Origin of the sequence: Winogradskyella sp. PE311 (assembly GCF_046545555.1) — a bacterium.
In the GTDB taxonomy this organism is placed as follows: Bacteria; Bacteroidota; Bacteroidia; order Flavobacteriales; family Flavobacteriaceae; genus Winogradskyella.
Genome location: NZ_JBHZTH010000001.1, coordinates 1,643,810 through 1,668,148 on the forward strand (window position 1 = coordinate 1,643,810; position 24,339 = coordinate 1,668,148).

The 24,339-nt window shown below is 33.2% G+C and carries 22 protein-coding genes; 17 read left to right on the top strand and 5 right to left on the bottom strand.

The genetic code is table 11. The annotated features are described in order from the left end of the window. Window positions 1–28: 28 nt before the first annotated feature. A complete protein-coding gene (gene htpG / locus ACFWU4_RS07065) occupies window positions 29–1,939 on the bottom strand; it encodes a molecular chaperone HtpG (protein ID WP_411126232.1) in 1,911 nt (636 codons plus the stop codon). A gap of 178 nt (window positions 1,940–2,117) precedes the next feature. Here htpG and ACFWU4_RS07070 point away from each other — a divergent pair, with 178 nt between their 5' ends. The 3 genes from ACFWU4_RS07070 (at window position 2,118) to ACFWU4_RS07080 (ending at window position 4,630) form a co-directional block, all read left to right on the top strand. Then, window positions 2,118–3,128, top strand: a complete 1,011-nt coding sequence (locus ACFWU4_RS07070) for a 3-oxoacyl-ACP synthase III family protein (protein ID WP_411126234.1) — start codon at window positions 2,118–2,120, stop codon at window positions 3,126–3,128. A gap of 166 nt (window positions 3,129–3,294) precedes the next feature. Beyond that, window positions 3,295–4,020: an acetolactate decarboxylase gene (locus tag ACFWU4_RS07075; protein WP_411126236.1), complete on the top strand. Its 726-nt coding sequence runs from the start codon at window positions 3,295–3,297 to the stop codon at window positions 4,018–4,020. 46 nt (window positions 4,021–4,066) lie between these two features. After that, window positions 4,067–4,630, top strand: a complete 564-nt coding sequence (locus ACFWU4_RS07080; RefSeq protein WP_411126238.1) for a hypothetical protein — start codon at window positions 4,067–4,069, stop codon at window positions 4,628–4,630. A gap of 339 nt (window positions 4,631–4,969) precedes the next feature. Here ACFWU4_RS07080 and ACFWU4_RS07085 read toward each other — a convergent pair whose 3' ends face one another. After that, window positions 4,970–7,447: a TonB-dependent receptor domain-containing protein gene (locus tag ACFWU4_RS07085; protein ID WP_411126240.1), complete on the bottom strand. Its 2,478-nt coding sequence runs from the start codon at window positions 7,445–7,447 to the stop codon at window positions 4,970–4,972. A 102-nt stretch (window positions 7,448–7,549) separates the two neighbouring features. Between ACFWU4_RS07085 and ACFWU4_RS07090 the strand changes: the two genes are divergently transcribed. Continuing rightward, window positions 7,550–7,912 carry a CoA-binding protein gene (locus tag ACFWU4_RS07090; protein ID WP_411126242.1) on the top strand — a complete coding sequence of 121 codons (363 nt, stop codon included), beginning with the start codon at window positions 7,550–7,552 and terminating at the stop codon, window positions 7,910–7,912. A gap of 65 nt (window positions 7,913–7,977) precedes the next feature. Here ACFWU4_RS07090 and ACFWU4_RS07095 read toward each other — a convergent pair whose 3' ends face one another. Beyond that, complete coding sequence (locus ACFWU4_RS07095) at window positions 7,978–8,475, bottom strand: DUF4251 domain-containing protein (protein WP_411126244.1); 498 nt, start codon at window positions 8,473–8,475, stop codon at window positions 7,978–7,980. 76 nt (window positions 8,476–8,551) lie between these two features. After that, window positions 8,552–10,012 carry a sodium:solute symporter gene (locus ACFWU4_RS07100; RefSeq protein ID WP_411126246.1) on the bottom strand — a complete coding sequence of 487 codons (1,461 nt, stop codon included), beginning with the start codon at window positions 10,010–10,012 and terminating at the stop codon, window positions 8,552–8,554. Between the two features lie 78 nt (window positions 10,013–10,090). Here ACFWU4_RS07100 and ACFWU4_RS07105 point away from each other — a divergent pair, with 78 nt between their 5' ends. From ACFWU4_RS07105 to ACFWU4_RS07165, 13 genes are all read left to right on the top strand, one after another. Beyond that, on the top strand, window positions 10,091–13,072 hold the full coding sequence (locus ACFWU4_RS07105) for a VPS10 domain-containing protein (RefSeq protein ID WP_411126248.1): 2,982 nt from the start codon (window positions 10,091–10,093) through the stop codon (window positions 13,070–13,072). A gap of 84 nt (window positions 13,073–13,156) precedes the next feature. After that, on the top strand, window positions 13,157–13,774 hold the full coding sequence (recR, locus tag ACFWU4_RS07110) for a recombination mediator RecR (RefSeq protein WP_411126250.1): 618 nt from the start codon (window positions 13,157–13,159) through the stop codon (window positions 13,772–13,774). Between the two features lie 7 nt (window positions 13,775–13,781). Further along, complete coding sequence (locus ACFWU4_RS07115; protein WP_411126252.1) at window positions 13,782–14,882, top strand: glycosyltransferase family 2 protein; 1,101 nt, start codon at window positions 13,782–13,784, stop codon at window positions 14,880–14,882. Between the two features lie 92 nt (window positions 14,883–14,974). Further along, window positions 14,975–16,333 (top strand): dihydrolipoamide acetyltransferase family protein, encoded by a 1,359-nt coding sequence (locus ACFWU4_RS07120; protein ID WP_411126254.1) that lies wholly within the window; start codon window positions 14,975–14,977, stop codon window positions 16,331–16,333. A gap of 191 nt (window positions 16,334–16,524) precedes the next feature. Beyond that, window positions 16,525–17,301, top strand: coding sequence for an exonuclease domain-containing protein (locus ACFWU4_RS07125; RefSeq protein ID WP_411126256.1), 777 nt, complete (start codon window positions 16,525–16,527; stop codon window positions 17,299–17,301). Window positions 17,302–17,324: 23 nt separating this feature from the next. Beyond that, window positions 17,325–17,936: a fumarylacetoacetate hydrolase family protein gene (locus ACFWU4_RS07130; protein ID WP_411126258.1), complete on the top strand. Its 612-nt coding sequence runs from the start codon at window positions 17,325–17,327 to the stop codon at window positions 17,934–17,936. After that, window positions 17,937–18,278 (top strand): Hpt domain-containing protein, encoded by a 342-nt coding sequence (locus ACFWU4_RS07135; RefSeq protein WP_411126260.1) that lies wholly within the window; start codon window positions 17,937–17,939, stop codon window positions 18,276–18,278. Continuing rightward, the gene (locus ACFWU4_RS07140) at window positions 18,279–19,529 is read left to right on the top strand and encodes a competence/damage-inducible protein A (RefSeq protein ID WP_411126262.1); all 1,251 of its coding nucleotides are present in this window, start codon (window positions 18,279–18,281) and stop codon (window positions 19,527–19,529) included. It abuts the gene before it with no gap. An 88-nt stretch (window positions 19,530–19,617) separates the two neighbouring features. Continuing rightward, the gene (gene rpmB, locus ACFWU4_RS07145) at window positions 19,618–19,854 is read left to right on the top strand and encodes a 50S ribosomal protein L28 (protein WP_008271039.1); all 237 of its coding nucleotides are present in this window, start codon (window positions 19,618–19,620) and stop codon (window positions 19,852–19,854) included. A 26-nt stretch (window positions 19,855–19,880) separates the two neighbouring features. Next, window positions 19,881–20,063 carry a 50S ribosomal protein L33 gene (gene rpmG / locus ACFWU4_RS07150; protein ID WP_008271040.1) on the top strand — a complete coding sequence of 61 codons (183 nt, stop codon included), beginning with the start codon at window positions 19,881–19,883 and terminating at the stop codon, window positions 20,061–20,063. Window positions 20,064–20,072: 9 nt separating this feature from the next. After that, window positions 20,073–20,225 carry a DUF4295 domain-containing protein gene (locus ACFWU4_RS07155; protein WP_008271041.1) on the top strand — a complete coding sequence of 51 codons (153 nt, stop codon included), beginning with the start codon at window positions 20,073–20,075 and terminating at the stop codon, window positions 20,223–20,225. Between the two features lie 141 nt (window positions 20,226–20,366). Then, window positions 20,367–21,341: a signal recognition particle-docking protein FtsY gene (gene ftsY / locus ACFWU4_RS07160; RefSeq protein ID WP_411126265.1), complete on the top strand. Its 975-nt coding sequence runs from the start codon at window positions 20,367–20,369 to the stop codon at window positions 21,339–21,341. A gap of 48 nt (window positions 21,342–21,389) precedes the next feature. After that, a complete protein-coding gene (locus ACFWU4_RS07165; protein WP_411126267.1) occupies window positions 21,390–23,066 on the top strand; it encodes an amidase family protein in 1,677 nt (558 codons plus the stop codon). Window positions 23,067–23,228: 162 nt separating this feature from the next. Here ACFWU4_RS07165 and ACFWU4_RS07170 read toward each other — a convergent pair whose 3' ends face one another. After that, entirely contained in the window at window positions 23,229–24,308 is a 1,080-nt protein-coding gene (locus tag ACFWU4_RS07170) for a serine hydrolase domain-containing protein (protein ID WP_411126269.1), read from the bottom strand. Window positions 24,309–24,339 lie beyond the last annotated feature (31 nt).

A 24,339-nucleotide genomic window follows, 5' to 3' on the forward strand; every position in this document is an offset into this window, starting at 1 on the left:
CATGAGGTTCCTCTTTCGCAGGAATGTGTTACTTAATCATATCATAACTACGCTTAATAAAGTTTGTCAACTCTTCGCCTTTTAAAAGGCCTTGAGATAAACGTGCTAAATCTAAACTCTGATTAATTAAACGTTCTTGCTTCTTCTTAGTTTTAGTGCCTAAAATTTCACCAACCAATTCAGAATTTGTGTTAACGATGAGGTTGTACATTTCTGGCATATTACCAAACATATTCATTCCGCCACCACCTGTTGCTTGCATCTCTTTCATACGACGCATAAATTCTGGCTGCGTAATAATAAATGGTGATGCATCACTATCCATAGCCTCTAATTGTACTGCAAATTTTTCAGAAGGAATAACGTCTTTTAGGAGTGTATCTAATTCTGTTTTTTGCTCATCAGATAACTTAGATATTGCCGTCTCTTCTTTTTTAATTAGGTTATCGATATGGTCACCATCTACACGTGCAAATGAAATGTTTTCCTTGGTCGATTCTAATTTCTGAATAAGGTGAGATACTATAGGAGAATCTAGCATTAGGACCTCATATCCTTTAGCTTTAGCAGATTCTATATAACTGTGCTGTTGATCTTTGTTAGACGCATATAATATAACGAGCTTATCATCTTTGTCTGTTTGATTCGCTTTTATCTTATTGAATAATTCATCGTACGTAAAGAATTTGCCATCTACTGTTGGGTATAAAGCAAAAGCATCTGCTTTTTCGAAAAATTTCTCTTCAGATAACATTCCGTATTCAATAACGATTTTAATATCGTCCCATTTTGCTTCAAAATCTTCGCGATTCGCATTGAATAGTGATTTCAGCTTATCCGCAACTTTACGCGTAATGTAAGATGAGATTTTTTTAACCGCACCATCAGCTTGTAAGTAAGAACGTGAAACATTTAAAGGAATATCTGGGGAATCAATTACACCGCGTAACATCGTTAAAAATTCTGGTACAATACCTTCTACATTATCTGTAACGAATACTTGGTTTTGATACAGTTGAATTTTATCCTTCTGCATGTTCATATCATTCGTCATCTTAGGGAAATATAAAATCCCTGTTAAGTTGAATGGATAATCTACATTTAGGTGGATATTAAATAAAGGTTCTTCAAATTGCATTGGATACAATTCTCTGTAAAAATCTTTATAATTTTGCTCTTCTAATTCTGTCGGTTGTTTTGTCCAAGCCGGATTAGGATTATTAATGATATCATCTACTGTAATCTGTTTATGAGGCTCAGTCGTTTCTTTACCTTCTTCATCAGTTGTAGTCTGTGGAGTAAATTCTGGATCGTTTATCTCTTTAGTTCCGAATTTAATAGGAATAGGCATAAACTTGTTATACTTATTTAATAGCTCTCTGATACGAGATTCTTCTAAAAATTCTGTTGAATCTTCTGCAATGTGAAGAATAATTTCTGTTCCTCTGGTGTCTTTATCAGACTTCTCTAAAGTAAATTCAGGTGAGCCATCACAAGACCAATGTGCAGCATCAGCACCAGTATGAGATTTTGTTATAATTTCTACTTTCTCTGCAACCATAAAGGCAGAGTAGAAGCCTAAACCAAAGTGTCCAATTATACCAGAATCTTTTGCAGAATCTTCATATTTATTCAAAAACTCTTCTGCACCAGAAAAAGCAACTTGGTTAATGTATTTTTCGACTTCTTCAGCAGTCATACCTAATCCTTGATCGATAATATGAAGTTTTTTACCTTCTTTATCAATCTTAACTTCTAGTATCGGATTGCCGTATTCAGATTTAGATTCACCTATGCTAGTAAGGTGTTTTAATTTTAGTGTGGCATCTGTACCATTACTAATTAGCTCACGTAAAAAGATTTCGTGATCACTGTATAAGAACTTTTTAATTAACGGAAAGATATTCTCTACCGATACATTAATACTTCCTTTTGTCATGATATATAGTTTTTTGTATTATTATTTTGAATACTTTCTTATAGTCAAATAAAATACCAATGCGTAAATTATGACAAGATGGCATAATTAAAAACTATTATGCACGCATAACGAATCCAAATTGTAATAAAAGTAAATTGTTTCTTATAGGTTAATTTAGCACTACTAAATAAATACTATGTACAATTCAAAAATAATAGGCTTAGGAAAGTATGTGCCAGAAAATGTTGTAACCAATAACGACTTGTCTAAACTAATGGATACTAATGATGAGTGGATAACAGAACGTACTGGTATTAAAGAACGACGTTGGGTAGAGAAAGGTAGTGGTGACACTACGGCAACAATGGGTGTAAAAGCTGCTAAAATTGCCATAGAACGCGCAGGTATCGATAAAGATGATATAGATTTTATAATCTTTGCAACGTTAAGTCCAGATATGTATTTTCCTGGTCCTGGAGTACAAGTACAACATGCTCTAGATATTAAAACGGTTGGAGCTTTAGACGTACGTAACCAGTGTTCTGGTTTTGTATATGCGCTTTCCGTAGCAGATAATTTTATAAAAACTGGGATGTATAAAAATATCCTAGTTATAGGAAGTGAGTTGCATTCTCACGGGTTAGATAAAACCACTAGAGGCAGAGGAGTAACTGTGATTTTTGGAGATGGAGCAGGTGCTGCAATATTAACTCGAGAAGAGGACACCTCTAAAGGTGTATTATCAACACATTTGCACTCACAAGGAGAACATGCAGAAGAGCTAGTATTAGTAGCGCCAGGAATGGGTAAGCGTTGGGTTAATGATATATTAGCTGAGAATGATCCTAATGACGAAAGTTATTTCCCTTACATGAACGGACAATTTGTATTCAAAAACGCTGTTGTTCGATTTAGTGAGGTGATTATGGAAGGCTTACAAAAAAACAACCTTAATGTTGATGCTATAGATATGCTAATACCTCACCAAGCTAATTTGCGTATAGCACAATTTATACAGCGCAAATTTAAGTTAGAGGACGACCAAGTTTTTAATAATATTCAGAAATACGGTAATACAACTGCTGCTTCTATTCCAATAGCTTTAACTGAAGCTTGGGAAGAAGGCAAGGTAAAAGAAGGAGATACGGTTGTACTTGCAGCCTTTGGTAGTGGATTTACTTGGGGAAGTGTTATAATTAAGTGGTAACTAAACTCAAGTATTTTAAATATTATGTTTAATTCTAGTTAGTTGTTTTTGGATTACTAAAAATGCTGCTTTATCTTTCTAGATGTTTAATGTTGCCTAGATGCGTTGTTTAAAACCCTTTAATTATGATGCCTCCATGGGTTCCACTAGTTACAAAATAAAACAAATGACATTAAGAAAAATCATATTATCAATTATGTTTTTGGGATTATTTAGTTGTAATTCTAATAAAGATAGAAACCCTCCTGCCGATTCTTACCCAAACATAAAAATTGTGAGTGCAATGAGAAATGTTATGTGGAAAGGAGAATTAGGTGGTAAAATTAGATTTGATACTATTTCTAATAAAAAAGGACTGTATGGAATTGGGCCTTTAAGTTATTTAGCAGGAGAAGTATTGATAAATAATGGGGTTAGCTACGTTTCAAAAGTGACGACCGATTCGACCATGACAGTCGAGACAAACTTTAATGTTTCGGCACCGTTTTTTGTTTATACCAACGTAACCGAATGGGACAAGATTGAATTGCCATCAGATATTAAAACTATTCGAGATATTGAAAAACTTGTTGACGAGAAAACAGTTGGTTTGAAAAGACCTTTTGCATTTAAATTAAGAGGAAAAGTATCAAGAGCTATAATTCACATTCAAAATTTACCGGTAGGGACAAAGGTTTCGTCACCAGCAGAGGCACATCAAGGACAAACGAATTACGAAATAAATAATGAAGATGTAGAGATTATTGGTTTTTTCTCAACAGAACACAAAGGAGTTTTTACTCACCATGATTCTAATATTCATTTACACTTAATAACAAATGATAAGCGTAAAATGGGACATTTGGATGAAGTGGAAATTGAAAAAATGAAAATATACTTTCCAATCAAATAAATACAACGCCTTGTTTTTAATCTATATAAAAATATTCTTGTAGAAAGTGAAAAGGATTATTGTACTATTAGTAATTCTAGTAATTACATTTACATCTTGTAAATCTTCAGAAAATAAAACTGACAGCGTAAAAATTGCTCAACATTATTTCGAGATTTTAGACCAGTCTGATTACTCTAATATGTCTAATTGGTTTGCAGATAGTCTAACCACAATCGAAGGTGGTTATAAACAGGTATATTCTAAAAATGAATATTTAGAATTTTTAAAATGGGATGCTGTTTTTGATCCAAACTATGATATACTAGAGATTACAGAAACTAATGGTATTGTAAATGCAAGGATTTCAAAGATGGATAAAAGAATTGCTTTTCTTCATGAGGAACCTTTTATTACCCAGCAGACTTTAAAATTTAAGAATAGAAAGATAATTGAAGTAGAAACAACATATTTAGATTTTAAAGAATTGACTTGGCAAAAAAACAAAGAAGCACTTCTAAGTTGGGTTGATAATATCCATCCTGAGTTAAACGGATTTATATATGACCAAACAGAAGCTGGTGGGATAAAATTCCTAAGAGCTATTGAACTTTATAAAAATAAAGAATAAGGTGTTTGTCTTATAAGATACTAACATAAAAGAAAAGCCCAAATACTATTCGTATTTGGGCTTTTCAGCTATTAACCAACTTAACTAACACTTATTATAAAAATTAATTTATAATTACTATTACTATAGACGTAATTGCGTTGATTTTATTTCATGGTTTAGCATATTTAACGTGTATTTAACAAAAACCCGAAACAAGACGTTTCGGGTTTTATTATTTAATAACTATACATTAACACTAACCATCAACTATTTATGTAGGTTATTAAATATTATCTTAGCATATCTATTATGAAGACGCTTTATTTATAAAAGTGTGACACTTTTGATATGTTTTTTTTACATAAATCCACCACCTTCTTTTTCATTTTTATCTCTTCGTTTACGAGATTTTGCTCTGTATTTCCCACCACCAAAACGATATGAGAGACCAGCGAATATGGTTTTAAATTCAGGCTCAAAGAATACGGTTTGGTTAAATGGTCTCTCACTTAATATATTTATTTCTTGTGTGTCAAAAACATTATTAAAGTTGAGACTAAATGTTGCTCTGTTGTCTTCTAAGAAGCTGTAACGCATACCTAAATTAACAAAGTACATAGGCTCCATTTCAAAATTAAGACCTGTATCTTTTCCGCGATACATTGCAAATGCGGAAAGTGATAATTTTTTAGTCACTTTAAAGTTATTAAAGACTCTAAAGTTGAATATTTCATTAGTAACTTCTACACTACTAACCGTAATATCACTTTCGGTCGGGTTTGCTAACGTAGGATCTAATGATTCTGCAAAACCTGTTTGTTTACGTACATATAAATCTACACTTGCATTAAAACTCCACCACTTGGTTGGTCTGTAACTACTAGATAATTCCATGCCATAGGCTGAGGTATTGTCGAAATTGTCATTGGTTAAAATAACACGACCAGATCCAATATCTGAGCGGTCTACAAAAACACCTTGGTTAATTTCATCTTCTATGAGTCTATAAAACACACCACCTGTAATACTACCTTTTTCTAAATTACGCGTGTAATTAACTTCTAACGAATTGGTGAATTGTGGTTGCAATTCTTGATTTCCGAATTGTGAAATTAAAGGTGTATTAAATTCTGGAATAGGGTTTACCTGTCCCACGCCTGGTCTATCTACACGTCTACTAAAACTCATTTGGTATGAGTTTTTTTCTGATGGATTGTAAGTCACAAAGCCAGATGGGTAAAATTGTATATAATCATTGTCAAAAGGAAAATCTGTAGTTGTATTGGCGTTTAAATCTGTATCAATGGCTAAAGCATCTTCCATTACAGTTTCTGCTCTCACACCAACTTGGTATGCCCATTTTTCGTTAATTGTTTTTCCATATGTTGCATAAAGTGAGTAGATATCTCTAGTGTAACCAAAGTCTGTTGCTGTTGGTATAAAATCACCAAATTCATTTCTTACTCTTGCGTTAGAACTATAAACGATATCGTTTTGAAATAATAGTGCCTGTGCTCCCAATTCTAGTTTAGAAGATTCGGTTAATGGATTAACATAGTCTAAGTTAATTGTAGTTCTGGTGCGATCTGTGTTTGTGAATTCATCAAAGTCTGGCCTACTGTCTATACCAGAGAAATTGTTATCTGTAAAAATGTCATTATCGAAGATGTTAAAGTCGGCTTCGAGCTCAATATTATGCCCTTCTTTATCAAAATCTAATTTATAGTTTACATTGTATTGCTGACTGTAATTTTCGTTATTATTATCAAATATTTGAAGTTGATTATTAGCCATGTTATCATTAAAAATAACTGCTGTCTCACCTAATGCACCACCATCAAATACGTTTTGATTTGTAAAGACAGAAAACGTATTCTTCTCATTGATATAAAAATCTACACCTACTTTATAAAGATGAGAATTACGCTCATCTGTAATATCGAAAGTTTGAAATAAATTGGCTTGGGTTTGATTTAATTGACCTCTATTAACATTATCAGCAATGTTATTTCCATAGCTACCATAAAAGTTGAGCTTTCCGTTTCGGTAATTCATATCAATAGAACTATTAAATTTTGGGGCTATTTGATAACCTAATCCAAAATTAAGATTCCCATTAAAACCGATATTTACATTTTTATGAAGAATAATATTAATAATACCACTCATACCTTCTGGGTTATATTTGGCCGAAGGGTTTGTGATTAATTCTATCTGCTTAATTGATGTTGACGGAATTTGTTTTAGTAACTGAGCAGCTGGTATATTGGATAATTTTCCATCTACCATAACCTGTACGTTCTGATTTCCTCTTAAAGCCACATCACCAGTTTGCTGATCTACATTTACAGACGGAATGTTTTGCATTATATCTGAAGCCGTGGGGCCAGAAGTAGTGAGGTCTTTACCAATAGTAATAACCTTACGATCAATTTTTTGCTGTATTGTTGACGTTTCCGCGACAACAGTAACTTCATCTAGACTTTCTGCATCTTCTTCTAGTAGAATATCTCCCATCTTAACGTCGTAATTACCTTTTCCTAAAGTAATAGTCTTCAAAATAGTTTTGTAACCAATAAAAGTAATTTCCACTTTTATTGTGCCTTCAGGAATCTTTTTTATTTCATACGTTCCATTAGCGTCAGTAATGCTTCCTGTAATTACTTTATCGGCAGCATCTTTAACTATTACATTAACGTATGGTAAAGGCTCATTTAATTGTGCATCTAAGACACGTCCTGATATAGAACCGTTTTTAATGTCTAAATTTGAATTGGGTTGTCCACTTAAAATGGTTGATGAGACCATTAAAAGCATTAGAAAGAAATGCTTCATTTTTGATTGATTTTTTGATTGATTTGATAGTTTCTTAATGTGTAGACGACTACATTTATATTATGTTACCGCATTTAACATTACTTAACATCTTTTTAACATATGAATAAAAAAACTTTGGTGCTAGGCGCATCGTTAAAGCCAGAACGCTATTCAAATATTGCTATAAACAAACTCCGTAATTATAATCATGAGGTTGTAGCATTTGGTTTAAGAAAAGGAAGTGTTAGAGATGTAGAGATTGATTCTGAATTAATAAATTATGATAGTATTGATACCGTAACATTATATCTCAACCCAAAACGACAAGAAGCCTATTACAATTATATCATTGGTTTAAATCCTAACCGAGTTATTTTTAATCCAGGCACTGAGAATCCTGAATTCTACGCGCTTTTAAGGCAAAATAATATTGATTTTGAAGTAGCTTGTACTTTAGTATTACTTTCAATTGGACAGTACTAAGGCAAAAAAGCAGAAAACTTGATTAAGTTTTCTGCTTTTTTTATTAGATAAATAGAGGTGTAAATTTATTCTATGTTACCGTAATAGGTCATAAGAATAGTATTATCTCGTGGCGCTAACGTCACTTTTGTATAACCATTAGCTCTAATAAGCATATCCACTTTGAGAATATTAGCTCTAAATTTAATAAAGTAACTTACGTTTATAGTATTCTTTTTCTCATCAATATCTACATCGTATTTACTAATATCACCTTCATAATAAATATCTTCAGTATTTTCTGGATCACTTAAACTTTTAAAATTATATAATTGTAATTGACATCTTATCGATTCATCCTTAACTATAATATAATTGAGTATATTTCCCATGGTTTCTCTCGTTCCCGTACCTGGTCGCTTCCATTGTGCTACAAACTTAAAACTTTTAGATTCTACAAGTTCTTTAGTTTTTTTAAATACAACATTGTTGTTTTCTAGTTTGTTAGCTTTAGAGTCATTGATTTTTTGTCCGAAGGCTAAAGAGCCAATAAAAACAAATAATAAAAGTGTAACTTTTTTCATAATCGAGAGTTTTAGAATTTAGGTTATCCTAACTTTTAAGATATATAAAAGAAGTATCAAAAAGGGTGCCATTTTATTAAGGCTTTCTTTTAATAAGACAGGTCAAACCAATAAACGTAATTAAACCATTAAGTGGCAAAATTTCCCAATTAAATACATAACTACCAATAATACTTTCGGGTAAGATGCTAATTATAAAAGTAAACGTAATAGATAAGAGAGCTACCATCCAAACATATTTATCTTTTATTTGGTGCTTAGTTAAAATTCCAAAAGCAAAAAGACCTAATAATGGTCCATAAGTAAAAGTGGCGAATTTAAATAGATTACCGACTACGTTACCTTCTAACATGTTAAATAGAATCACTACAAGAACTAAGAGTATAGATACTGCAATATGTACCTTTTTTCGTAATGGTTTTTGTTGTTCTATAGGTTTGTTTTCAATATTTAAAAAATCTACGCTAAATGATGTTGTAAGTGATGTTAATGCACTATCTGCACTAGAGTATGCTGCAGCTATTAAGCCTATTAAGAAAGTAATAGCAAGACCTTTTCCCAATCCTTGATTCATAGCGATTTCTGGAAATAACAAATCTGTACGAGGACGGCCGTCTAAAATTGGGATATCTAGGTTAAAGGCTTCAGCATAGATAAAAAGTAATGCGCCTAAAGACAGAAAAATAAAGTTTACTATCACCAATAAAGTAGCCATACTAAAAATGTTTTTCTTTGCATCTAATGGGTTCTTACATGTCAAATTTTTCTGCATCATATCTTGGTCTAACCCTGTCATAGCAATGGCTATAAAAATACCACCTATAAAGTATTTCCAGAAATAAACCTTAGCATTTGGATCATCGAAAAAGAAAATTCGTCCTTTTTGTTTGAACTCTTCAGAACTTAAAAACTCAAAATAAGTCCATTCTAACTTTTGGTTAATAAGGTAGATAGCAACACTTACTGAGACTAACATTGCCAGAGTTTGTAATGTGTCAGTCCATACTATCGTTTTTATACCTCCTCGATTTGTATAAATCCAAATCAGTAAAATTGAAATAACGACGGTTATCCAAAACGGAACACCCATTTGCTCAAAGACAATATATTGCATTGCAAGTGCTACTAAGAAAAGCCGAAAAGATGCTCCTGTAACACGAGAAAGTAAAAAGAAAAAAGCTCCAGTTTTGTAACTAACAAAACCAAAACGTTGCTCTAAGTATTGGTATATGGACGTTACATTTAATTTATAATAAAGTGGTATTAATACGGTAAGTATAAAAATATACCCAACAAAAAAGCCAAATACCCCTTGCATGTACGCAAATTGTTCGCCGCCAATCATTCCTGGTACAGAAATAAAGGTTACACCAGAGAGTGAGGCACCAATCATTCCAAACGCCACAACATACCATGGTGACTGCCGCTTAGCTTTAAAGAATACATCGTTACTATCGTCTTTACCAGTAAAGTAAGAAATCAAAATTAGGATACTAAAGTAGCCAATAATTAAAAGTAGAATCGAAGACGTACCCATAAAAACATAGTTTTTTTAAGAAAATTTTATGAAAAATAGTACATTTACAAAAACAACCTACTTAAATATTCCTTTTTTATGAAAAAGATAACCCTACTATCGCTACTTTTAACGTTTTCTCTTGTTGCCTCAGGACAAAATTATTTAGACTTAATAGCAGAAGGTACACATACAGTAGAATCTATTGTAGAAATAGCAGAACTTCATTTCGATTCCGTCGGCAGAGAACGAGGTAAAGGCTATAAACCATTTAGACGCTGGCAATATTTTGCTGAACGTGCTATGGATGAAACAGGAAAACTTAAATCTCCAGAATTTTATTATAACGAATTATTAGATTATAATGCAAGAATAAATAGTGAAGGTTTAGCATCAAGAACTGTTGTTGGTACTTGGGAGGAGATGGGACCAACATATTGGAATGCCACCGCAGGCTGGAATCCAGGCGTTGGTCGAATTACATCCATTGCTGTTGAAGAAACTAACTCTGATCATATAATAGCCGGTGCAAATACAGGTGGTGTTTGGAAGAGTCTAGATGGTGGAGCTTCTTGGACTGTACTTACAGACAATCTTGCTAACATAGATGTGTATGCATTAGCCATAGACCCAATGGTCAACTCAACCTATTATTGGGGTTCTACTGGTGGTAGTATATTTAAATCAATTGATAGTGGATCAACTTGGACGCTACATGGTAGTTTGCCAGGTGGCACTGTAAACAGAATTCTTATTGACCCTACAAATACTTCTAAAATGTATGCTAGTGCCCAAAGTGGTGGTCTTTATGCATCACTAAATGGTGGAGTGTCGTGGAGAATTATAGATAATGATGCTACGACCGGTTATGACTTTGAGTTTAAGCCAGGAGATCCAAATACGGTTTATGCTTCTGGTTCTAAGTTTTTTATTTCAACTGATGGTGGTATCACATTTACTACAGATGGTGGTTTAGATGTTTGGGAGCAAGAGTTTGTTTCTGGTACCACATCTTGGACTACAGCAAGCTCCAATCAAAATAATACAGTTACGCCTAAAACTGGCAGTGGTCTGGGTTTATTTTATATAGGTAATTTTTCTGCGCCTTCTACAAGATTAGTAACTCCATCAATGGATTTGAGTGGTGCAATTAATCCAGAAGTCAAGTTTTCTTATACTCAAGTAAATTGGGAAGGAGATATAGATGAACTCAAGGTATTATATAAAACATCAACCGCAGGTAATTGGATAGAGTTAGAAAATTACACAGCTGAAGTAACAAGCTGGTCAGATATTACAATAAGCTTACCTAACGTATCTTCGGATTACTATGTGGCTTTTGAAGGAACTTCAAACTACGGAAGAGGCTTAACTTTAGATGATATCTCAGTAGAAACAAATGCAGGTGTTATTTTTTCTGATGGTTTCGAAACGTCCTCAAATGCATTTAGTTCGGGTCCAAAAATGATCGGAGTTTCTCCTGCAAATCCTTCAGTGGTTTATGTAGTTGAATCGAGTGGTGGTATTTTTGGAGGACTTCATGTATCTTCAGACAGTGGCTCTACTTTTGAAAAACGTAACCATTCAAATTTAAATTTCTTTGGTTACGACACTAATGGATTAGATACAAGTGGCCAAGCTCCTAGAGATATGGATATTGCAGTTAATCCTAATAACGCTGATGATGTGCATATAGCAGGTATAAATACATGGAGATCTACTAATGCAGGTGTTGATTTTAATATAACGTCACAATGGGTGCCAGGAAATGCTGCAGGATTAGGTATTGGTTACTGCCATGCTGATGTAGATTTGTTACTTTTTGTTGGTACAGGTATAGATACGAAGCTATTTGTAGGTTCTGATGGTGGTATTTTTAGGGCAGATGATCCTACAAATGTTACGAGTCAATATTACACAGATTTAACAGTGGGTATGGGTATTAGACAATTTTATAAAATAGGAATTAGTCAAACAAATCCAGTCATTGTAACTGGAGGTTCTCAAGATAATGGGACATCAGTGTTAGGTGCCGATGGAAATTGGACTGATTGGTTAGGTGCCGATGGTATGGAAGGTTTTGTAGATAAAAATAATCCGCAGATTATGTATGGTACGACACAGTTTGGTGGACTAAATAAAACATTAAACGGAGGTGCAAGTCGATTTGGTATAGCTAATCCTGCTGGAGATGGAAACTGGAATTGGGTTGTGCCAATAGAACAAGATCCAATTGTACAGAATACAGTATACGCTGCATATAAGCAGGTTTTTAAATCTGTAGATGGCGGAAATAATTGGACCACCGCTTCACAAGACTTCGGAATAAATATCGACCAGTTTAAAATAGCACCTACTAATAGTGATAAAATGTATTTAAGTATTAATGGTGCATTTTGGTATACAACAAATGGCGGTTCATTATGGTCACAAGCTTCTTTAAATCTTAATGGCGGAAGTATTAATTCAATCGCTGTTCATCCAACAAACCCAGATAAAATAGCAATAGCTACAACAAATAGTGAGAAGGTTTACTTAAGCACAAATAACGGACAATCATGGACGTCTTTAAGATGGGACTTACCTAACTTTTCTTCACAGGCTTTGGCATGGCAAGATAATGGCGATGATGGTCTCTATGTAGGTATGAATTATGGTATCTATTATACGGATGTTAATTTAGGAAATACATGGGTTCCATTTAATAATGGTTTACCCAATGTTAGGATTAACGAATTAGAGATTAACACAGCTGATGATAAAATATATGCTGCAACTTATGGAAGAGGTTTATGGAGATCTAATGTTTATAACGCGACTCTAAGCGTCAATAATTTCGAATTTATCGATCTTAAGATGTATCCTAACCCAGCGAATAGTGAAGTAAATCTTAAGTGGAATAAATCAGAAGAAGTAAGTGTTAGAATTTACAATACTGTAGGTAAATTAATGTTTTATGGCAAAGATATCAATCTTTTAAATGAGACTAAAATTGATATATCTTCATTTAGTACTGGTGTATATTTTGTGAAATTAAACAGCTCAATAGGTGAAGTGACCAAAAAGTTGATAATAAAATAATAACCAACCAAATTGTTTAAAAGTCCAACAGTAAATCATTTACAGTTGGACTTTTTATTTCTAAAAATCTGTACCTTCGCAATAATGGAATTTTCATCTAAGCTTTTAGAGAATGCAGTAAATGAGATGTCGCAATTACCTAGTATAGGTAAGCGCACAGCATTGAGACTTGTGTTGCATTTATTGCGTCAACCAGAGCATCAAACATTTCAATTATCCGAAGCTTTGTCTAAAGTAAGATCAGAAATTAATTTTTGTAATTCTTGTCATAATATTAGTGATAAACCGCTTTGTGAAATTTGTTCAAACCCTAATAGAAATAGTCAAATCATTTGTGTTGTAGAGGATATTAGAGATGTAATGGCAGTAGAGAATACGAGTTCGTTTAAAGGTTTGTATCATGTTTTAGGAGGTAAAATTTCTCCAATGGATGGCATTGGTCCACAAGATTTAAATATCGCTTCCTTGGTAGAAAAAGTAAAGTCTGGGAAGGTAGAAGAGCTTATATTCGCTATGAGTCCTACAATGGAAGGTGATACAACTAATTTTTATATTTTTAGACAGATTCAAGAGCATAATATTGCAACTTCTACAATCGCCCGAGGGGTAGCCGCAGGTAATGAATTGGAGTATACAGATGAAATCACTCTAGGACGCAGTATAGTAGACCGCATTCCTTTTGAAACCTCTTTGAAATTGTAAGTTATATTTGAAATTATCTGTTGTCATACTAAATTATAATGTGCGCTACTTTTTAGAATTAAGTTTAAAAAGTGTAGAAGCCGCTATAAAGACTATTGATGCGGAAATAATAGTAGTTGACAATAACTCTTCGGACGGAAGTTGTGAGATGGTAAAAGAGCTGTTTCCGTCCGTAAAGCTAATCGTAAACAAAGAGAACTCGGGTTTTTCAAAAGGTAATAATATTGGTGTGGCTGAAGCTAACGGTGAGTATTTATGTATTCTCAATCCAGATACGGTAGTTGCAGAAGATACTTTTGCAAAACTTCTTTCTTATGCTAAGTCTAAAAATGATTTAGGAATTATTGGTTGTCAATTAATTGATGGAAAAGGCCAGTTTCTGCCAGAAAGTAAACGTAACATACCAAAGCCTAAAGTCGCTTTAAAAAAGCTACTAGGTAGATCACATGATTATTATGCTAATCAAATACAAATCGAAGAAACTGGTAGAGTTGAAATTTTAGTAGGCGCTTTCATGCTTTTAAAAAAGGCGGTATATAACGCGGTTGGTGGTTTTGATGAAGACTATTTTATGTACGGAGAAGATATTGACTTATCGTATAAAATATTAAAAGCAGGCTATCACAACTATTATTTTGGCGAAACTACAATTATTCATTTTAAAGGAGAAAGTACATTAAGAGATGCAAATTATGCAAAACGTTTTTATGGAGCGATGCAAATATTCTATAAAAAGCATTTTAAACGGAATCTCCTATTTAATGGATTAGTCTGGCTTGGTATTAAAATGGCTTATAGTATTCGAACTTTTCCTGCTAATGTGAATATAAAGCTAAATAACATCTATATTTATTCTGAAGTTGTTAATTCGTCTTTAAGTAAAGTTTTTAAAGAGCCTGTAAATGAATTAACCTCTTTATCAAATGAAATTAAGAACGATAGCATGTTGATTTATGATTTCAATTATTTGAGTATAACAAATGTTATAGATGATATTAAACAAAAATCTAAACAAGAAAATATTGTTATTAGATTTATTCCAAAAAACAGTAATTTTATCATCGGCAGTGATAGTGCAATAAATAGAGGCGAAATAGTAAAGTTTTGATAGATGTATTTTTTGAATAAAAAGCAAAGAAATATCTCTTTTTTTATTAATTTTGCAGTCAATTAGCAATTAAAGACCTTCAAATTATAGATATGGCAAAGTTTGAACTTAAGTTACCTAAAATGGGAGAGAGTGTTGCGGAAGCGACTATAACCTCTTGGCTTAAAGAAATAGGCGATACAATAGAAGCAGATGAAGCCGTTTTAGAAATTGCGACCGATAAAGTAGACAGTGAAGTACCTAGTGAGGTTGATGGAATTTTAGTAGAAAAACTATTTAATGTTGACGACGTTGTTCAAGTAGGTCAGACCATAGCGGTTATAGAAGTTGAGGGAGAAGGTACGATTGAGATAAAAGGGCAAGAAGAGCAGCCAGTCGTTGAGGCAGAAGTACCAAAGGAGGCTGCGGATGTTACTAAAACTGTTGTTGCCGCTAAAGAAACTACAGCAGCTGTTATATCCTCAGAAGACCGTTTTTACTCGCCATTAGTAAAGAATATAGCAAAAGCAGAAGGGGTTTCTCAGTCAGAATTAGATGCTATTCCTGGAACAGGAAAAGATGGCAGAGTAACTAAAAATGATATTAAAACATATTTACAATCTCGAGGAGAAACAACAATTTCTGAACCTAAGATTACTGAAGTTAGTGCAACGCCCTTATCATCTAATTCAAGTGAGGTAAAAGAATCAGGACCATTAAAACCAATAGAAAAATCTAAAACTACTTCAGTAATTGCATCAGGTGATGATGAAATTATTGAAATGAGTAGAATGGGCAAACTCATTTCCAAATACATGGTGGATTCTGTACAAACGTCTGCACATGTTCAATCTTTTATAGAGGCCGATGTAACGGATATATGGAATTGGAGAAATAAGCATAAAGATAATTTTAAAAAGCGCGAAGGTGAAAACCTAACGTTTACACCAATATTTATGGAGGCCGTTGCTAGAGCATTACGCGACTTCCCATTAATGAATATTTCTGTTCAAGGCGATAGTATAATTAAAAAGAAGCATATAAACTTAGGTATGGCAGCTGCATTGCCAGATGGGAACTTAATTGTGCCAGTTATTAAAGATGCTGATCAGCTAAATCTTTTCGGCATGGCTAAAAAAGTAAATGATTTAGCAAATAGAGCACGGTTAGGGCAATTAAATCCAGACGATATACAAGGAGGGACTTATACAGTTACAAATGTTGGTACGTTTGGCAGTATAATGGGCACTCCTATTATTAATCAACCACAAGTTGGTATATTGGCCTTAGGTGCAATACGTAAAATGCCTGCAGTTATAGAAACACCAGAGGGTGACTTTATAGGTATCCGTTACAAGATGATTATGTCACATTCTTATGATCATCGTGTAGTAAATGGAGCACTTGGAGGACAGTTTGTAAAAGCTGTTAAAGAGTACTTGGAAGCTTGGGACTCTAATAGAGAGATTTAACAAATTCCTTGGGTTAAAGAGGTCTTACAATACAAAATAAAAAGCACGGTTTTAGACTGTGCTTTTTTTAGTTTTTTATGAACCTTTAAATTATTTTGGCCGTCTAAGTTCATAAATTCAAGTCAGCTTTTTAAGTCCTAACAAGGCTATTCTACTTATTCTAATTATCTTTGATTTTCAAACAATAACATATGCAACTCAACCTTAACAAACCCATCTGCTTTTTCGATTTAGAAACTACAGGAATAAATATTTCTAAAGATAGAATTGTAGAAATTTCAATTCTCAAAGTCTATCCTGATGGGAAGGAGGATACTAAAACTTGGATTGTTAATCCAGAGATGCCAATTCCGACTGAGGTAACAGCTATTCATGGTATTTCAGATGCTGATGTAGTAGATAAACCTACTTTTAAGGAATTATCTAAGGAAATTTATAATATAATAAAGGACTCTGATTTAGGTGGTTTTAATTCTAACCGTTTCGATATACCTTTATTAGCAGAAGAAATGCTTAGAGCAGAAATAGATTTTGATATGAAGGGTAGGCAATCTGTAGATGTGCAAACTATTTTTCATAAAATGGAACAGCGCACACTGAGTGCTGCATATAATTTTTATTGTGATAAAAGTTTAGATGATGCCCATAGTGCTGAGGCAGATACTAAAGCTACTTACGAAGTTTTAAAAGCACAATTAGATAGGTACGACACTCTAGAAAATGATACTAAATTTTTGGCTGAGTTTAGCTCACGCAAGAAATTTGCCGATTTTGCAGGTTTTATAATCTTTAATAAAGAAGGGGAAGAATGTTTTTCTTTTGGTAAGCACAAAAGTAAGAGAGTAGTTGATGTTATGGAAAAAGAACCAGGATATTTTGGTTGGTTACTCAATGCAGACTTTCCTTTATATACTAAAAAAGTATTAACTGCTATAAAGTTACGTCAGTTTAATAATAAATTAAGTTAGGCTCTAATCTTAAACGTCAAAAAATGAAACTCATCTGTATTGGTCGAAATTATACAGACCATATAAAAGAATTAGAGAACGAAAAGCCAGCAGAACCTGTTGTGTTTTTAAAACCAGATACTTCGATTTTGTTGAAGAAGCAACCATTTTTTATACCAGATTTTTCTAATGATGTACATCATGAGGTTGAAGTTTTAGTGAAAATCAAAAAAGTTGGAAAATATATAGATAAGAAATTTGCTCATAAATATTATGATGATATTGGGCTTGGAATAGACTTTACCGCACGTGATGTACAAGCACAATTAAAAGCTAAAGGTTTGCCTTGGGAAAAAGCAAAGGCATTCGATGGGGCAGCAGTGATAGGTAAGTGGTTGCCTAAGGATCAATTTAATGATATTAATACTATTGACTTCAGTTTAAAAAAAAATGATGAAATTGTACAATCAGGTAATACCAAATTAATGCTTTGGAAGATTGATGAACTAATAGAATATGTATCAAAATATTTTACTTTAAAAATTGGAGATATTATCTTTACCGGCACACCTTCAGGAGTTGGTAAGGTTTTTGCAAACGATCAATTAAAAGGATATATTGGGAATAAAGAACTATTTTCAATAAAAATTAAATAAATGGCAGAATATTATAAACTACATCGCGTTCGTGAAATGGCAGAGAACGACGAAGATTTTGTTGCAGCGTTAGCAGCAGCTTTCATAGAAGAAGTGCCTGAGGACGCAGAACGTTTAAAAAAATCAGTTCCAGCAGGAGATTTTCACGAAACCTACCAAGCTGCTCACAAAATGAAGCCGACGATAGACCTATTTGAGCTAGGTGTTTTAGATACTTTAATCGAAGTACAAGATTGGGGAAAACACGAGCAAGCAGACAAAGATGTGTCTATCCAACTCAAAGTTGTCTTAATAGCTGTGGAGAATGCAGTAAATGAAATTAAAGCCGACTTCGGATTATAAATGCAAGCTGAAATAATTACTATTGGCGACGAAATTCTAATAGGCCAAATTGTAGATACAAATTCTGCATTTTTAGGAAAAGAGTTTAATAAGGCTGGTATATCTATTTATCAAATTACTTCTGTACAAGACGATAAAGCCCATATTTTAAAGTCGTTAAAGGAAGCAGAAGAAAATGCAGACATCATTATTGTTACTGGTGGTCTAGGACCTACAAAAGATGATATTACAAAACATACTATTTGTGAATACTTTAATGATTCTTTGGTCGAAAATAAAAAAGTACTTGCTCATGTAGAGCATTTGTTTTCTAAATATATTAATACGCCTATTTCAGAATTAAATCGCAAACAAGCACTTGTTCCCTCAAAAGCTAAGGTGCTAATGAATCTTTTTGGTACTGCACCAGGTATGTGGTTAGAAAAAAATGGGAAAGTATTTGTATCACTGCCTGGTGTGCCATACGAAATGAAAGCTTTAATTACTAATGAAGTAATTCCAGCCTTAAGATCAAAGTTTAAATTCCCCTATATAAAACACAAAACCATATTAACTTATGGATTGGGTGAAAGTGCTATAGCGAATAGAATAGAAGCTTGGGAAGATGCATTGCCGAAATTCATAAAATTAGCATACTTACCTAGTTTGGGTAAAGTAAGATTACGATTATCTGCTAAGTCAATGAATAAGAATTTGGTAGATGAAGAGATTGAAAAGCAAATTAACATACTATTGCCCCAAATTAAAGATATTTTTGTTGGGTTTGAAGAAGACTTGTCATTAGAAGCTTTAATAGGGAAGCAATTAACTGAGATGGGTAAAACATTATCGATTGCAGAAAGTTGTACCGGTGGAAAAATTGCACAGGCCTTTACTGCTAATGCAGGAGCATCAAAATATTTTAAAGGGAGTATTGTGAGCTACGCTACTGAATCTAAAGTAAATATACTAGGAGTTTCTCAAGCAGATATAATGTCACATTCGGTTGTGAGTAAAGCAGTGGCAATGACAATGGCAAAAAATGTAAGAGAACTTTTTAATACGGATTATGCAATTAGCACCACAGGTAATGCAGGTCCTTCAAAAGGCGAATCTGATGCAGATGTTGGTACCGTCTGGATTGCAATAGCTACTAAGACCAACGTTTACTCTGAAGTTTTTAACTTTAGTAATCAAAGAGAAAAGGTGATTAATAAGGCTAAGAATAAAGCTTTTGAAATGCTTCAGAAAGAAATAACAATTAAACCTTAAAAAAAGTAGGTTTTTATGTTTGTTGAAACGTAAAGTTTTCATAAATTTGCATCCTGTTAAAAATTAACATACCTAAAGAAAGAATACAATGTCAAGAGTTTGTGAACTTACTGGGAAAAAAGCGATGGTTGGAAACAATGTTTCTCACGCGATGAATAAAACGAAACGCAAGTTTAACGCTAACTTAGTTAAAAAACGTTTTTTTATTCCTGAAGAAGATAAGTGGGTAACATTAAAAGTTTCTACATCTGCATTAAAAACAATCAATAAGATTGGTATCAGTGCAATGTTAAAAGAAGCTAGAGCAAAAGGATTTTACAAATAATAGCATAGCGCTTAAGTCAATTTATAATGGCAAAAAAAGGAAATAGAATACAAGTTATATTAGAGTGCACTGAGCACAAAGCTTCTGGTCAGCCTGGAACTTCAAGATATATCACAACGAAGAATAAAAAGAATACGCCAGATCGTATGGAGATTAAGAAATTTAATCCTATTCTGAAGCGTATGACAGTACATAAAGAAATTAAATAATTATTTGACATGGCAAAGAAATCAGTAGCATCTTTACAGACAGGATCTAAGCGTTTGACGAAAGCGATAAAAATGGTAAAATCACCAAAAACTGGAGCTTACATGTTCGTAGAATCAGTAATGGCACCAGAATTTGTCAATGACTTTTTAAATAAAAAATAATATTTATTTATCTATAGCTTTACAAAACTGCTTTCATTTGAAAGCAGTTTTTTTATGGCTATATTTGACCATGTATGACAACTTAGCAGTAATCTACTATAGGCAAGGTTGTTGCTGTTAGCAAAGCAAATGGAATTATAAATGAGTTTTTTTAAAAAAATATTTTCTTCTGAAAAGAAAGAAACACTAGATAAAGGTTTAGAGAAGTCTAAGTCATCTTTTTTCAATAAACTAAATAAAGCTGTTGCCGGGAAATCTAAAGTCGATGAGGATGTATTAGATAATCTTGAAGAAATCCTAGTGACCAGTGATGTTGGGGTAAATACCACTTTAAAAGTTATTGAACGCATAGAAGAACGCGTGTCAAAAGACAAGTATTTAGGTACTTCTGAGCTTAACAAGATTTTAAGAGAAGAGATAGCTGGCTTATTATCGGAGACTAATTCTGGAGAAGATACCGATTATATAATTCCTGATATTCCAAAACAAGCTGATGGTTCCAAAACACCCTATGTGCTTATGGTTGTTGGAGTTAATGGTGTAGGCAAGACCACAACAATAGGTAAATTAGCCTATCAGTTTAAAAAGCAAGGCTTAAAAGTAGTTCTTGGTGCAGCTGATACATTTAGAGCAGCTGCTATAGATCAATTGCAAGTTTGGGCAGATCGCGTGGATGTGCCAATGATACGCCAGGAAATGGGATCTGATCCTGCATCAGTAGCTTTTGATGCATTACAATCTGGAGTAAATCAAGAGGCGGATGTTATTATTATTGATACAGCAGGGAGATTGCACAATAAAGTTAATTTAATGAATGAGTTAACGAAAGTTAAACGCGTTATGCAAAAGGTAGTTGATAATTCACCTCATGATGTGCTGTTGGTGTTAGATGGTTCGACTGGTCAAAATGCTTTTGAACAAGCGAAGCAGTTTACTGCAGCAACCGAGGTAACATCTTTAGCAGTTACAAAGTTAGATGGCACTGCCAAAGGAGGTGTTGTGATAGGTATAAGTGACCAATTTCAAATCCCAGTGAAATATATTGGAGTAGGTGAAGGTATTGAAGACTTGCAAGTTTTTAATAAATATGAGTTCGTAGATTCATTCTTTAAATAGACGTATTATAATCATTCGGTTTTCGTATTTTTATAAAAAATACAAATCATGCGTTATATTTTATTTCTACTAACTCTAGTTTTTATTGTTTCTTGTAAAAATTCTAAAACTATTGATTCCAACGATACACCTAAAGATTCTAATATTAAACAAGAACCAATTGCAGAAGAGACTTCAGGCTTAGATGCTATATCTACTAAAGATTTTAGAGAGTTTAAAGTGTTAGATTCTAGGAATTTATCAAAGTCAGAAATCTGGAAAAACACTAATGATGTTTTAAATGGTTTTTCAGAAAAAGATTATCAAAGGCTAAAGCCATTAATTTTAGAACAAGATATTCCTACACTTCAACAAAATAGAAGAGAAAATAAATTTACATATGTACAACTAACTCAGTTCTATCTTTACCGCATTAAAACTTACGATCGTGAAAATGAACTTTCACTTAATGCAGTAATTTCTATTAACCCTAATATTTTAGAAGAGGCAAAATTAAGAGATCGCGATTTTTTTAATAAAAAATTAAAGCATGCTATTTTTGGTATGCCAATCTTACTAAAAGATAATATCAACGCTGCTCATATGGCAACTACTGCTGGTGCAGTTGTTTTAAAAGATAATATTACAAAGGATGCCTTTATAACTGCACAACTAAAAAGTAAAGGAGCATTAATTTTAGGTAAAGCTAATCTAAGTGAATGGGCATATTTCTTTTGTGGAGATTGCCCTAGTGGTTACTCAGCAGTTGGTGGGCAAACTCTCAACCCTTATGGTAGACGTATTATTGATACGGGTGGTTCTAGCTCAGGTAGCGGTGTTTCAGCATCTGCGAATTTTGCAGCCGCTACAATAGGAAGTGAAACAGCTGGATCTATTTTATCGCCAGCAAGTCAAAATTCTGTAGTAGGTTTAAAACCTACTATCGGTTTAGTAAGTCGAAGTGGTATTGTCCCAATTTCCTCTACTTTAGATACTGCAGGTCCCATTACTAAGAATGTGATGGATAATGCTATTGTTTTAGATGCTATATTCGGAGAAGATGAAGCAGATTCAAAATCGATATATGCTCTATGGGAATGGGGTTTTTATTATAGAAATTTAAAGGAAGCAAGTTTAAAAGGTAAGCGGTTTGGGGCACCAAAGCGACTATTAGGCGATACATTATATAGTAAAGCTTTAGAAGTGCTAAAACAACAAGGTGCGGAAATTGTAGAAATTGAAGAAGAAAAATTAGGATTACCAAATTTTGTCAGACTTCTAAATCTTGATATGAAAAAAGATTTACCAGCTTATATGACGACTTATGCTAATAAGAGTATAGACCTAAGAACAGTTTCTGATGTAATGATATTTAATCTAAAAGACTCGTTAAATACAATGCCTTATGGCCAAAATTTATTTAAAGGTATCGCCGAAGATAAAGGGGACGAACAATTTTTAGAACGTATTAAAGATACTTTGCATACTAATGGAAAAAAGTATTTTAATATCCCTATGGATACTAATAATTTAGATGGCTTCTTGTCAATCAATAATTATCATGCGGCTTTTGCTGCTGTTGCAGAATATCCTGCATTAACAGTGCCAATGGGTTATACTGGAGAAGGAGTACCTAAAGGTTTAACATTTATAGGTAGACGACTGCAAGAAAAACAATTATTAGAATGGGCCTACGTCTACGAGCAATCATCTAAGGCAAGAGTTTTACCTAAGAATTATAATTAGATTAATGTTTTAAGCTAATTAGTAAATTGTTTAAAACAAAAAGTTTGAGAATTTAAAATTGGAACCTCCGTCGATTTGAGATCGTGGTTATTTAAGTTAAACTCAGATCATTCTATATTAGAGCGCTATTGATAGTATTTTATGTCTAAAATAAGATTTATATCAATTAATAAGAGCGTTTATTCGTAACCACAATTGATTATCAAAATTAGATAGGGCAAAGGTTTCATTATCTGCGGCATTTCCCATTCTAATCACCACTAATTTTTCACTTGGCGCTATATAAATTTTCTGATCATTCTTTCCTAAAGCGGCATATAGATCTGAAGGTGCATTAGGTATGAGAGAACCGTTAAATTGTAATTGAGATTGAGGTAATCTAAAGGTGGATTTTCCATTCAACCACCACATAAATCCATAAGCGGCATTTAGGTTTTGAGACGTATTTATTGATTCATCAAAAAAAGCTTCAGTTATTATTTGTTCATTTAGCCATTTACCATTAGCATAATTTAATAAGCCAAACCTTGCCATACTTCGAGTTGTGCTCCAATAGACATTGAAATTATCATTCTGAATCCATACACCGGTCATACCAATTCTATCTTTTAGTTTTGAATTAAAATAATTAGACCAAGATTGATTACTAGCAGCAGCCACTGCGTCTTGTAGCTTTATATGTACGTTGTGATAAGCCCAACGGTCACCAGCATCTGCTAAATATTGCAAATTTGAACTTGATATGTCATCACCTAAGCCATCATCTAACCCAGAAGTCATAGTTAATAAATTTCTGCAATAAATTAGATTTTCTTTATCTAATGGTGAACTCGTCCAACCAACACCTATATAATCAGATACTTTAGCATCTATATTTATTAATCCCTCTTCTTCAGCTATACCTGTTATCGCAGTTGTGAGAGTTTTACCTGCGCTTGCCCAATACCAAGGTGATGTATTTGTATGGCCATCAAAATAATGCTCCACAACAATTTTGCCCTCATGTAAAATCATAAAGCTTTTACTATTTTTTTCTTCTAAATAGTCTAATAAAGGTTGAAGTTGACTTTCGTTCCAGTTTAAGTCTGAAATAGATTTGGTTTCCCAAATATCAGAATTTAAAGGAGGAAAGTAAGTTGAATCATTTTCAGGTTCTTGTTCTTCTTGTGCATCATTTTCAGAAGTACAGGATAGAACTGCAAATAACAAAATAAAAATTGAGAGCAGCCTTAAACGTTTCATGGTTAAGTTTTTTATTAAGACTTTCAAATAT